This is a genomic window from Kitasatospora sp. NPDC092286, assembly GCF_044755565.1.
Classification (GTDB): Bacteria; Actinomycetota; Actinomycetes; order Streptomycetales; family Streptomycetaceae; genus Kitasatospora.
The window spans coordinates 181,438-193,049 of record NZ_JBIVRD010000009.1 but is presented as its reverse complement, the minus strand read 5'-3'; the positions used below and the strand labels follow the sequence as shown (position 1 = coordinate 193,049).

General features: G+C 73.5%; 12 protein-coding genes. All 12 read left to right on the top strand.

Annotation, left to right across the window (positions count from 1 at the left end; genetic code table 11):
- Positions 1-201: 201 nt before the first annotated feature.
- The 12 genes from ACIQIB_RS12035 to era all read left to right on the top strand — a co-directional run bounded on the left by ACIQIB_RS12035 (position 202) and on the right by era (position 11,545).
- Entirely contained in the window at positions 202-951 is a 750-nt protein-coding gene (locus ACIQIB_RS12035) for a 16S rRNA (uracil(1498)-N(3))-methyltransferase (protein WP_363607246.1), read from the top strand.
- 116 nt (positions 952-1,067) lie between these two features.
- Positions 1,068-4,316, top strand: a complete 3,249-nt coding sequence (locus tag ACIQIB_RS12030; protein ID WP_400757739.1) for a PDZ domain-containing protein — start codon at positions 1,068-1,070, stop codon at positions 4,314-4,316.
- Between the two features lie 200 nt (positions 4,317-4,516).
- The gene (locus tag ACIQIB_RS12025; RefSeq protein WP_400757738.1) at positions 4,517-4,870 is read left to right on the top strand and encodes a histidine triad nucleotide-binding protein; all 354 of its coding nucleotides are present in this window, start codon (positions 4,517-4,519) and stop codon (positions 4,868-4,870) included.
- Positions 4,871-4,874: 4 nt separating this feature from the next.
- A complete protein-coding gene (locus ACIQIB_RS12020) occupies positions 4,875-5,798 on the top strand; it encodes a ribonuclease Z (RefSeq protein WP_400757737.1) in 924 nt (307 codons plus the stop codon).
- Between the two features lie 290 nt (positions 5,799-6,088).
- Positions 6,089-7,108 carry a PhoH family protein gene (locus tag ACIQIB_RS12015; RefSeq protein WP_363607251.1) on the top strand — a complete coding sequence of 340 codons (1,020 nt, stop codon included), beginning with the start codon at positions 6,089-6,091 and terminating at the stop codon, positions 7,106-7,108.
- Positions 7,109-7,122: 14 nt separating this feature from the next.
- Complete coding sequence (ybeY, locus tag ACIQIB_RS12010) at positions 7,123-7,617, top strand: rRNA maturation RNase YbeY (protein ID WP_363439878.1); 495 nt, start codon at positions 7,123-7,125, stop codon at positions 7,615-7,617.
- 19 nt (positions 7,618-7,636) lie between these two features.
- On the top strand, positions 7,637-8,962 hold the full coding sequence (locus ACIQIB_RS12005) for a hemolysin family protein (RefSeq protein ID WP_363607241.1): 1,326 nt from the start codon (positions 7,637-7,639) through the stop codon (positions 8,960-8,962).
- A 32-nt stretch (positions 8,963-8,994) separates the two neighbouring features.
- Positions 8,995-9,231: a hypothetical protein gene (locus tag ACIQIB_RS12000; protein WP_400757736.1), complete on the top strand. Its 237-nt coding sequence runs from the start codon at positions 8,995-8,997 to the stop codon at positions 9,229-9,231.
- Between the two features lie 73 nt (positions 9,232-9,304).
- Entirely contained in the window at positions 9,305-9,844 is a 540-nt protein-coding gene (locus tag ACIQIB_RS11995) for a DUF4383 domain-containing protein (RefSeq protein WP_400757735.1), read from the top strand.
- Positions 9,845-9,895: 51 nt separating this feature from the next.
- Complete coding sequence (locus ACIQIB_RS11990; RefSeq protein WP_363607236.1) at positions 9,896-10,249, top strand: cytidine deaminase; 354 nt, start codon at positions 9,896-9,898, stop codon at positions 10,247-10,249.
- Positions 10,250-10,392: 143 nt separating this feature from the next.
- Entirely contained in the window at positions 10,393-10,554 is a 162-nt protein-coding gene (locus tag ACIQIB_RS11985) for a hypothetical protein (protein ID WP_363607234.1), read from the top strand.
- Positions 10,555-10,615: 61 nt separating this feature from the next.
- Positions 10,616-11,545, top strand: a complete 930-nt coding sequence (gene era, locus ACIQIB_RS11980; RefSeq protein WP_363607233.1) for a GTPase Era — start codon at positions 10,616-10,618, stop codon at positions 11,543-11,545.
- Positions 11,546-11,612 lie beyond the last annotated feature (67 nt).

The following is an 11,612-nucleotide window of genomic DNA, read 5'->3' as shown; positions in this document are numbered from 1 at the left end:
TCGCGGGCGTTCTGGGCGGGAAGCCCGGGGGGGGGGGGGGGGCCGGGGGGGGGGCGCCCCCCGGGGGGGGGGGGGCCCCGGGGGGGGCCCGGGCGCCCCCCCCCCCCCCCCCCCCGCGCCCCGTTCGCGGCCGCCGGCCCGCGCGGGGTCTCCCGCGCCGGCCGTCCGCCGGCCCCGTACCAGTCCCGGAGGGAAAGCCCCATGACCGCGCCCGTGTTCGTCGTCGAGACCGAGCGGATCGCCGCCGCCGTGCCCGGTGCGGTGGTCCGGCTGGACGGTCCCGAGGGGCGGCACGCCGCCGCCGTGAAGCGGCTGGAGCCGGGGGAGGCGGTGACGCTCGCGGACGGGCTGGGGCTCGGCGTGGACGGCACCGTCGCGGCGGTGCACGGCAAGGACGCCATCGAGGTGACCGTGGCCGCCGTCCGCCGGGAGCCCGAGCCGGCGCCGCGGATCGTCGTCGTCCAGGCGCTGCCCAAGGGCGACCGCGGCGAGCTGGCGGTGGAGACCATGACCGAGGTCGGTGTCGACGTGGTGATCCCGTGGGCCGCCTCCCGCTGCATCACCCAGTGGAAGGGCGACCGCGGCGCCAAGGCGCTCGCCAAGTGGCGGGCCACCGCCCGGGAGGCCGGCAAGCAGTCCCGCCGGCTGCGCTTCCCCGAGGTCCGCGACCCGATGACCACCCGGCAGCTGGCCCCCGTCCTGGCCGGCGCCGCGCTCGCCGCCGTGCTGCACGAGGAGGGCGCCCAGCCGCTGGCCGCGGCCGCGCTGCCCGCCGCCGGGGACATCGTGCTGGTGGTCGGCCCCGAGGGCGGCGTCTCGCCGGAGGAGCTGGCCGCCTTCGCCGAGGCCGGGGCCGCGCCCTACCGGCTCGGCCCGTCGGTGCTGCGCACCTCCACCGCCGGGGTCGCCGCCGGGGCCCTGCTGCTCGGCCGCAGCGGCCGCTGGGGCTGACCGGCGGGATCCGCCGGGCGGGTCGCGGAGGGTCGTGGCGGACCCGGTGGGTCGCGGCGGGTCGTGGTCCGTAAAAACCGGGGCGCGATGCCAGGGTCGGTGCCTAGGCTGACCGCGTGAGCGAACCTCGGAGCACCCCAGCGGGCGCGTACCTGCGCCACCCTCATCTGCACGGTGACCTGATCACCTTCGTCGCCGAGAACGACGTCTGGCTGGCCCCGCTGGACGGCGGCCGGGCCTGGCGGCTGACGGCCGATCACGTTCCGGTCCGCCGGCCGCGGTTCTCCCCGGACGGGCGGCACATCGCCTTCACCTCCACCCGGGACGGCGCGCCCGAGGTGCACGTCGCGCCGGTGGACGGCGGCCCGTCGCGCCGGCTGACGTACTGGGGCAGCGGCCAGACCCAGGTCCAGGGCTGGACGGCCGACGGCCGCCCGGTCGCCACCACCACCGCCGGGCAGGCCACCCTGCGCCGCACCTGGGCGCACGCGGTGCCGCTGGACGGCGGCGAGCCGGTCCGGCTGCCGTACGGGCCGATCGGCGGCCTGGCCCAGGAGCCGGGCGGGGAGCGGACGCTGCTGGTCTCGGCGTTCGGCGCGGAGCCCGCCTGGTGGAAGCGGTACCGGGGCGGCCGGGTCGGCAAGCTCTGGATCGGCCGGGACGAGTTCGCCCGGGTGCACGAGGCCCTGGACGGGCACATCGAGTCCCCGCTCTGGGTCGGCGGGCCGGACGGCTCCCGGATCGCCTTCCTCTCCGACCACGAGGGCGTCGGAGCGCTGTACTCCAGCCTTCCGGACGGCGGCGACCTGCGCCGCCACACCACCTCCCCGGACGGCTTCTACGCGCGCGGCGCCGCCACCGACGGCAGCCGGGTGGTCTGGCACAGCGCGGGCGACCTCTGGCTGCTGGACGACCTCGAAGGCGCCGAGCCGCGCCGCCTGGACATCCGGCTGGCCGGGCCGCGGGCCGGCCGCCGCCCCCGCCCGGTGGCGGCCGCGCACTGGCTGGAGAGCGCCGCCCCGGACCGCACCGGCCGGGCCGGCGCCGTGGTGGTGCGCGGCAGCGTGCACTGGCTGACCCACCGCGAGGGCCCGGCCCGGGTGCTGGCCGAGACGCCCGGGGTCCGCGGCCGGCTGGCCCGGGTGGTGCCGGGCGAGGACGGCGGGCAGGGCGTGCTCTGGGTGACGGACGCCGAGGGCGAGGACGCCCTCGAGTACGCCCCGGCGGTACTGGGCACCGAGCGCCGCAGGCTGGCCGCCGGGCGGCTGGGCCGGGTGCTCGGGCTGGAGGTCTCGCCGGACGGCAAGCAGGCGGCGGTCGCCGCGCACGACGGCCGGGTGCTGCTGGTCACGCTCGCCGACGGCACCGTGCACGAGCTGGCCCACAGCCGGGACGGCGAGGTCAGCGGGCTGGTGTTCAGCCCGGACTCGGCCTGGCTGGCCTGGTCCCGGCCGGTCCCCGGCCTGGGGTCGTGGTCGCTGCGGCAGATCGCGCTGGCCAACCTGGCCACCCGGACGGTCGGCGAGGTCACCCAGCAGCGGTTCGTCGACACCTCGCCGGCCTTCACCGCCGACGGGAAGCACCTGGCGTTCCTCTCGGTGCGCAGCTTCGACCCGGTCTACGACTCGCACGCCTTCGACCTGTCCTTCCCGAACGGCTGCCGCCCGTACCTGGTCACGCTGGCCGCCGACACACCGTCGCCGTTCGGGCCGCAGCGGGCCGGCCGCCCGGTCGGCGGCGAGGAGGAGGAGCCCAAGGGAAAGAAGGCGGACGGCGAGGAGGGCGCCGCCGACGCACCGCCCGCCACCCGGGTCGACCTGGACGGCATCGCCGACCGGATCGTGCCCTTCCCGGTCGAGGGCGGCCGGTTCGGCGACCTGAAGGCCGCCAAGGACGGAGTGCTCTGGACCAGGGTCCCGCTGATCGGTGAACTCGGCGACGAGGCGGCTTCGCTGGAGGACGAGCGGCCGCGCCCCACGCTGGAGCGGTTCGACTTCCGCAAGCGCCGCGCCGAGCAGCTGGTGGACGGCCTCGACTCCTTCGAGGTCAGCGGCGACGGCACCCGGCTGGCCGTCCTGGACGAGGGCGAGCTGCGGATCCTGCCCGCCGACCACAAGGCGTCCGGCGAGGACGACGAGATCGGCGTCGACCTCGCCCGGCTGCGGGTGACCGTCGATCCGGCGGCCGAGTGGCGGCAGATGTACGAGGAGAACGGCCGCCTGATGCGGGACAACTTCTGGCGTCCGGACCTCGGCGGGGTCGACTGGGCCGGCGTGCTGGAGCGCTACCGGCCGCTGCTGGACCGGCTCGGTTCGCACGACGACCTGGTGGACCTGCTCTGGGAGGTGCACGGCGAACTGGGCACCTCGCACGCCTACGTCCTGCCGCGCGGCATCCACGCCGAAGCCGCCCGCTGGCAGGGGCAGCTGGGCGCCGACCTGGTCAAGGACGGGGACGTCTGGCGGATCGCCCGCATCCTGCCCGGCGAGTCCTCCGACCCGCGGGCCCGCTCGCCGCTGGCCGCGCCGGGCGCCGCCGTCCGCCCGGGGGACGCCGTCCTGGCCGTCAACGGCCGCCCGGTGGACGCGGTCACCGGGCCCGCACCGCTGCTGGCCGGCACCGCCGGGCAGCCGGTCGAGCTCACCGTGGCGGGCAAGGACGGCACCGACCAGCGCCACCCGGTGATCGTCCCGCTCGCCGACGAGGAGCCGCTGCGCTACCACGACTGGGTGGCCGGGCGGCGGGCCGCGGTGCGCGAGCTGTCCGGCGGGCGGCTCGGCTATCTGCACATCCCCGACATGCAGAGCGCCGGCTGGGCCCAGATCCACCGCGATCTGCGGTCGGAGATGGCCAAGGAGGGCGTGATCGTCGACATCCGGGAGAACCGCGGCGGCCACACCTCACAGCTGGTGATCGAGAAGCTGGCCCGCCGGATCGTCGGCTGGGACGTCGCCCGGGACATCGCCAGCCCGGTGCCGTACCCGGGTGACGCCCCGCGCGGACCGATCGTGGCGCTGGCCAACGAGTTCTCCGGTTCGGACGGCGATGTCGTCAACGCCGCCATCCAGGCGCTCGGGCTCGGTCCGGTGGTCGGCACCCGGACCTGGGGCGGTGTGATCGGCATCGACAGCCAGTACAGCCTGGTCGACGGCACCCTGGTGACCCAGCCCAAGTACGCGTTCTGGACGGAGGGTTACGGCTGGGGCGTGGAGAACCACGGGGTCGACCCGGACGTCGAGGTGCCGATCGCCCCGCACCAGTGGGCGGCGGGGGAGGACCCGCAGCTGGCCGAGGGCGTGCGGATCGCCCTGGCCGCGCTGGCCGAGACCCCGGCGAGGACCGCGCCGTCGCTGCCCTGGGAGTGACAGCCGGGCGCTCCGGCGGGGGACCGGCCCGGTCGGTCCCCCGCCGGGGGCGGTGCGGCCGCAGGACTACCAGCAGGCGACCGGGCGGCTCGGCTAGCATGCGGCCGTACGCCCGGACGGCGAACGCCCCGGCGGCGCACCCGTCGGCGGCGGACGCCCCGACACCGCAAGCCCCGACCTGCGAACACGAGGAGACCCCGATGGCCGGCGAGCCGCAGCCCGACTGCCTGTTCTGCAAGATCGTGGCGGGCGAGATCCCGGCCACCATGGTGCGCAAGACCGAGCGCACCCTCGCCTTCCGGGACATCAGCCCGAAGGCCCCGACCCACGTCCTGGTCATCCCGCACGTCCACTACCCGAACGCCGCCGCCCTGGCCGCCGCCGAGCCGGAGATCGCCGGTGAACTGCTCGCCGAGGCCGGCGAGGTGGCCAGGGAGGAGGGCATCGAGGACTACCGGCTGATCTTCAACACCGGTGCGGGCGCGGGCCAGACCGTCTTCCACGCCCACGTCCACGTGCTCGGCGGCAAGCCGATGACCGAGCGCATGGTCTGACGACGTGTCGCAGCGCGAACTCGTCGTCCTCGGCACCGCTAGCCAGGTGCCCACCCGGCACCGCAACCACAACGGCTACCTGCTGCGCTGGGACGGCGAGGGCCTGCTGTTCGACCCCGGCGAGGGCACCCAGCGCCAGATGCTGCACGCCGGGGTCTCCGCCACCCAGCTCACCCGGATCGCCGTCACGCACTTCCACGGCGACCACAGCCTGGGCCTCGCCGGGGTCATCCAGCGGATCAACCTGGACCGCGTCCCGCACCCGGTGGACGTCTACTTCCCGGCCTCCGGCGAGGTCTACTTCGAGCGGCTGCGGTACTCCACCGCCTTCCACGAGACGGCCGTGCTGCGCCCCCGCCCGATCGAGGAGTCCGGCCCGCTGCCCGCGCCCGGTGCCCGCTTCGCGCTGGACGCCGTCCGGCTCTCGCACCCCGTCGAGTCCTTCGGCTACCGGCTCACCGAGCCCGACGGCCGCCGGCTCGTCCCCGAGCGGCTCGCCGCCTTCGGCATCGCCGGCCCGGACGTCGGCCGGCTCCAGCACCACGGCGTGATCGAGGCGGACGGCCGGCGGATCACCCTGGACCAGGTCAGCGAACCCCGGCCCGGGCAGCGGTTCGCCTTCGTGATGGACACCCGGCTCTGCGAGGGCGTCCACGAACTCGCCGAGGGCGCCGACCTGCTGGTCATCGAGTCGACCTTCACCGACGCCGACATCCGGCTCGCCGAGGACCACGGCCATCTCACCGCGGGCCAGGCCGCCAAGGTCGCCGCCGAGGCCGGGGTCCAGACCCTCGTCCTGACCCACTTCTCGCAGCGCTACCCCGACCTCGGACAGCATCTCGCCGACGCCCGCAAGCACTTCGACGGCACCGTGGTGCTCGCCGAGGACCTCACCCGGGTACCCGTACCGGCCAGACGCCGGCCGTGACCGGACGCGAGCGGGCCCGGGCCCGGCCGGAAAACCGCTCGCGCCGTCCCCCGATCTGCCGCAGCATCGACGCGTGCGGCCCCGCCGCCCGCCGCAGCGATCACGCTCGCGGCGTACCCTGGTGCCCCGGAGAGACCGAGCGGCACCACGAGACACGGATGGGATGAGGCAGGCCCCAGCGCCGACCTATGAGTGACACATCGCAGACCCGTACGAACGGACTGTCGCGCCCCGAACCGGCCGACGACGACCGCACCAGCGCCCGGATCGTCATCCCCGAGAAGCATCCGATGGTCACCCTGCTCGGCACCGCGGACTCGCTGCTGCGCGTGATCGAGCGGGGCTTCCCCGCCGCCGACATCCACGTCCGCGGCAACGAGGTGACCGCCACCGGGGAGCGCGCCGAGGTCGCCCTCGTCCAGCAGCTCTTCAGCGAGATGATGCTGGTGCTGCGCACCGGCCAGCCCCTGACGGAGGACTCGGTGGAGCGTTCCATCGCCATGCTCCGGAGCGCCGTGGACAATCCGGACAGCCCGGCGCCGTCCCAGGTGTTCACCGCGAACATCCTGTCCAACCGCGGCCGCACCATCCGCCCCAAGACCCTCAACCAGCAGCGTTACGTCGAGGCGATCGACCGGCACACCATCGTCTTCGGCCTCGGCCCGGCCGGTACCGGCAAGACCTACCTCGCGATGGCCAAGGCCGTCCAGGCCCTCCAGGCCAAGGAGGTCAACCGGATCATCCTGACCCGCCCGGCCGTCGAGGCGGGGGAGCGGCTGGGCTTCCTGCCCGGCACCCTCTTCGAGAAGATCGACCCGTACCTGCGCCCGCTCTACGACGCGCTGCACGACATGATGGACCCGGACTCCATCCCCCGCCTGATGGCCGCCGGGACGATCGAGGTCGCCCCGCTCGCCTACATGCGCGGCCGTACCCTCAACGACGCCTTCATCATCCTGGACGAGGCCCAGAACACCTCGCCCGAGCAGATGAAGATGTTCCTCACCCGCCTCGGGTTCAACTCCCGGGTAGTGGTCACCGGCGACACCAGCCAGATCGACCTCCCGGGCGGCACCCGCAGCGGCCTCAAGGTCGTCCAGGAGATCCTGGCCGACGTGCCCGACATCCACTTCTCCGTCCTCACCAGCACCGACGTGGTCCGCCACAAGCTGGTCGGCCGGATCGTGGACGCGTACGAGCGCTGGGACGCCCGGCAGGAGACCGACGAGAACGTTCCGTCGGCCCCCCGCAAGCCCACCCAGCGGCGCGGCTCACGCGCACCCCGACAGTCCCATCGCACCGAAAGCTGAGTAACCAGCCCGTCATGTCGATCGACATCGCCAACGAGTCCGGTTGGGACGCTGACGAGGAAGCCATCCTCGACGTCGCCCGCTACGCACTGGACAAGATGCGGATCCACCCGCAGTCCGAACTGTCCGTGATCCTGGTGGACGGTGCGGCGATGGAGGAGCTGCACATCCAGTGGATGGATCTCCCGGGCCCCACCGATGTGATGTCCTTCCCCATGGACGAGCTGCGCCCCGGCAAGGAGGGCGAGGAGCTGCCGCAGGGCCTGCTCGGCGACATCGTGCTCTGCCCCGAGGTCGCCGAGCAGCAGGGCAAGGCGGCCCCGTCCAAGCACTCGATGGACGAGGAGCTGCAGCTGCTCACCGTCCACGGGGTGCTGCACGTCCTCGGTTACGACCACGAGGAGCCCGAGGAGGAGGAGGAGATGTTCGCCCTCCAGAAGCGGATCCTGGACGACTGGCGGGCGGGCCGCGGCCTCGGCGGCATCTCGCCGGCCCCCACCACCCACTGAGCGGGGAGCCCGAACCCCTGTGAGTGGTGAGAGTACGAGCTTCATCATCGGTGCCGTGCTGCTCGTCGTCCTCGGCTGGCTGGCCGCGTGCGCCGAGGCGGGCATCTCCCGGGTCTCCCGGTTCCGGGCCGAGGAGGCCGTCCGGGCCGGGCGGCGCGGCTCGGCCCGGCTGCTGACCCTGGCCTCCGACCCGATCCGCTACCTCAACCTGGCCACCCTGATCCGGGTGGCCAGCGAGATGGCCGCGGCCGTCCTGGTCACCGTGGTCTGCGTGCGCAACCTGGAGACCACCTGGCAGGCCGTGCTGCTGGCGTTCGGTGTGATGGTGCTGGTGTCCTTCGTGGCGGTCGGCGTCTCGCCGCGCACGATCGGGCGCCAGCACCCGCTGACCACCGCCACCGCGGCCTCCTTCGTGCTGCTGCCGCTGGCCGGCGTCCTCGGCCCGATCCCGCGGCTGCTGATCCTGCTCGGCAACGCGCTCACCCCGGGCAAGGGGTACCGGGAGGGGCCGTTCGCCTCCGAGGCGGAGCTGCGGGCGCTGGTGGACCTCGCCGAGAAGAACGACGTGATCGAGGACGAGGAGCGCCGGATGGTGCACTCCGTCTTCGAGCTCGGTGACACCATCGTGCGCGAGGTGATGGTGCCGCGCACCGACCTGGTGATGATCGAGCGGCACAAGACCGTCCGGCAGGCGCTCACCCTGGCGCTGCGCTCCGGCTTCTCGCGCATCCCGGTGGTCGGCGACAACGAGGACGACGTGGTCGGCATCGTCTACCTCAAGGACCTCGTGCGGCGCACCCACATCAACCGGGACGCCGAGTCCGAGGAGGTCGGCGACGCGATGCGGCCGGCCGTCTTCGTCCCGGACTCCAAGCCGGCCGCCGACCTGCTGCGCGAGATGCAGCAGCGGCGCTCGCACGTGGCGATCGTGATCGACGAGTACGGCGGCACGGCCGGGCTGGTCACCATCGAGGACATCCTGGAGGAGATCGTCGGCGAGATCACCGACGAGTACGACCGGGAGATCGCGCCGGTCGAGGACCTCGGGGACGGCTCGTACCGGATCACCGCCCGCCTGCTGGTCGAGGATCTCGGCGAGCTGTTCGGCATCGAGCTGGAGGACGAGGACGTCGAGACCGTCGGCGGCCTGCTGGCCAAGCACCTCGGCCGGGTGCCGATCCCGGGCTCGTCCTGCGAGATCCCGCTGCCCGAGGACGCGGCCACCGGCCTCACCGCGATCAGGCTCACCGCCGAGAGCTCCGCCGGGCGCCGCAACCGCATCGGCTCCATGGTCGCCATCCCGGTCCGCGGGGCGGGCGAGGGCACCCCGGAGGCCGGCGAGTAGCGGGGGTGCCGCAGCGGGGCGACGATGGCGTCATGACTCATCTACTGCGTGCGGAGTACGGCCCGCAGGGGCGGTCGGCCGGGGCGAGGTCCTGGCACGTCGTCCGGACCGCCGAACCCGCGACGGCCCTCTGCGGCCGCACGATGGACACCGACGCCGAGACGCGGCCGGAGGAGGAGTGGGGTACCGGCCTGCGGTGCTGCCAGCAGTGCGGCTCGCTGTACATGCACGAGGTGCCGCACATGCAGGGGGAAAACCCGTACAGCTAGGCCCGCCGTGCGCGGCTCCGGGACCGGAGTAGCGTGGAGTGCGGCCGTCTGACGTCCCATGGTGGAGGTCACCATGAAGCTGCAAGACGAACTGCCCGTCGACCACCGGCTCGCCGTGGTCTGGCGGATCGGCGCGGGGCTCGGCGGGATCTTCCTGATCGTGTTCGGGATCCTGGGGCTGCTGAACCATCCGGGCTTCCTGTCCACCCACGGCAACGAGGTGGCCGGGCTGTCGACCAACGGGGCGCTGAGCATCCTCTCCATCGTGATGGGCGGCGTCCTGCTCGCCGGTGCGATGATCGGCGGGAACTTCGCCTCCAACCTGAACATGGCGGTCGGCGGGCTCTTCGTGCTCTCCGGCTTCTACGGTCTGACGGTGCTCGGCCGGCCGGGGGCCAACATCCTCAACTTCCGCATGTCCAACGTGCTGTTCGCGTTCATCTTCGGGCTGGTCGTGCTGAGCTTCGGCATGTACGGCAGGGTCAGCAGTCATCTGCCGCACGACAACCCGTACTGGCGCCGGCGCAGTGACGAGGAGGAGCCGATGCCGTCCGGGCCGAAGACCTTCGTCAAGGTCATGAAGCCGGGGCCGTCCAACCCGATCGGCCACTGACGGCCGGGAGCGGCGGGTTTCCGCCGGGGGCCACGCCCTATGCTCGGCGGCATGAGTGACATCGTCGAGCTCGACCCCGAAGACAAGAAGATCATCACCCTGGCCCGCTCCGCCCGCGCCCGCAACGGCGTCCCGGAGGGGGCCGCGGTGCGCGACGAGACCGGCCGCACCTATGTGGCCGGGACGGTGGCGCTGGAGTCGCTGCGGCTCAGCGCGCTCCAGACGGCGGTGGCGATGGCGGTGGCCAGCGGCGCGAAGTCGCTGGAGGCGGCGGCCGTGGTGAGCGCGGCGGAGCAGCCCGCCGAGGCCGACCTGGCCGCCGTGCGGGACCTCGGCGGCGCCGGGACGCCGGTGCTGCTGGCCGGGCTGGACGGGGCGCTGAAGGTGGCGGCCGAGGCCCGCTGAGCGGCGTTGCCGAAAGGCGCCCGGGTGGGGACCCGGGCGCCTTTCGCATGAGCGGTGGCACCGGCCGAAGGCCCACCAAATTCGGCGGATAATCTCACCGGGGACGGGGTCGGGGTGAGGGTCGTGCCGAGGGGGCTGGGGAGATGGGTCCGTTCGCGTTCTTCGCGGGGCTGCTGCTGGGCGTGATGGGGATGGGCAAGTGGCAGGAGACCGGCTCGCCGTACTGGCTCTGGGGCTCGGTCGCGTTCCTGTCGCTCGTGCTGATCATGGGATTGGCCTCGCTGCGCGGCGGCAGGAAGGGCTGACCGCGGGCCCGGCGGGGCGGCCGGTCCGTTCCGGTCCCGGTGATCAGGGAGAATGGAGCACATGAGTGCCCCTTCCTCCTCGTACCGCTCCGGCTTCGCGTGCTTCGTCGGCCGGCCCAACGCGGGCAAGTCGACCCTGACCAACGCCCTGGTGGGGACGAAGGTCGCGATCACCTCCGACCGCCCGCAGACCACCCGGCACACCGTTCGCGGCATCGTGCACCGCCCGGACGCCCAGCTGATCCTGGTCGACACGCCCGGCCTGCACAAGCCCCGCACCCTGCTCGGCGAGCGGCTCAACGACCTCGTCCGCAGCACCTGGGCCGAGGTCGACGTGATCGGCTTCTGCCTCCCCGCCGACCAGAAGCTCGGCCCCGGCGACAAGTTCATCGCCAAGGAACTCGCCGAGATCAAGAAGACCCCCAAGGTGGCCATCGTCACCAAGACCGACCTGGTCGACTCCAAGCGCCTGGCCGAGCAGCTGATCGCCGTCCACCAGCTCGGCGAGGAGCTGGGCATCGAGTGGGCCGAGATCATCCCGGTCTCGGCAGTCGGCGGCAAGCAGGTGGAGCTGGTCGCCGACCTGCTCACCAAGCTGCTCCCGGAGGGCATGCCGCTCTACCCGGACGGCGACCTCACCGACGAGCCCGAGCAGATCATGGTCGCCGAGCTGATCCGGGAGGCCGCGCTGGAGGGCGTCCGGGACGAACTGCCGCACTCGCTGGCCGTGGTGGTCGAGGAGATGCTCCCGCGCGAGGACCGCCCGGCGGACCGCCCGCTGCTGGACATCCACGCCAACGTCTACGTCGAGCGGCAGAGCCAGAAGGCGATCGTGATCGGCGCCAAGGGCTCGCGACTCAAGCACGTCGGCACCACCGCCCGCAAGCACATCGAGGCGCTGCTCGGCACGCCCGTCTACCTGGACCTGCACGTCAAGGTGGCCAAGGACTGGCAGCGCGACCCGAAGCAGCTGCGCAAGCTGGGCTTCTGAGCCACCGGCCGTGAGGGCCCGTCCGGACACCGTCCGGGCGGGCCCTTCGCATGGCGGAACGATGGTC

What these genes read in the sequence shown, in the direction of transcription:
- ACIQIB_RS12025 (WP_400757738.1), top strand. Translation starts at nt 4,517, where the DNA reads ATGGCCGGCGAGCCGCAGCCCGACTGCCTGTTCTGCAAGATCGTGGCG.
- ybeY (WP_363439878.1), top strand. Translation starts at nt 7,123, where the DNA reads ATGTCGATCGACATCGCCAACGAGTCCGGTTGGGACGCTGACGAGGAA.
- ACIQIB_RS11995 (WP_400757735.1), top strand. Translation starts at nt 9,305, where the DNA reads ATGAAGCTGCAAGACGAACTGCCCGTCGACCACCGGCTCGCCGTGGTC.
- ACIQIB_RS12015 (WP_363607251.1), top strand. Translation starts at nt 6,089, where the DNA reads ATGGTCACCCTGCTCGGCACCGCGGACTCGCTGCTGCGCGTGATCGAG.
- era (WP_363607233.1), top strand. Translation starts at nt 10,616, where the DNA reads ATGAGTGCCCCTTCCTCCTCGTACCGCTCCGGCTTCGCGTGCTTCGTC.
- ACIQIB_RS12035 (WP_363607246.1), top strand. Translation starts at nt 202, where the DNA reads ATGACCGCGCCCGTGTTCGTCGTCGAGACCGAGCGGATCGCCGCCGCC.
- ACIQIB_RS11985 (WP_363607234.1), top strand. Translation starts at nt 10,393, where the DNA reads ATGGGTCCGTTCGCGTTCTTCGCGGGGCTGCTGCTGGGCGTGATGGGG.
- ACIQIB_RS12000 (WP_400757736.1), top strand. Translation starts at nt 8,995, where the DNA reads ATGACTCATCTACTGCGTGCGGAGTACGGCCCGCAGGGGCGGTCGGCC.
- ACIQIB_RS11990 (WP_363607236.1), top strand. Translation starts at nt 9,896, where the DNA reads ATGAGTGACATCGTCGAGCTCGACCCCGAAGACAAGAAGATCATCACC.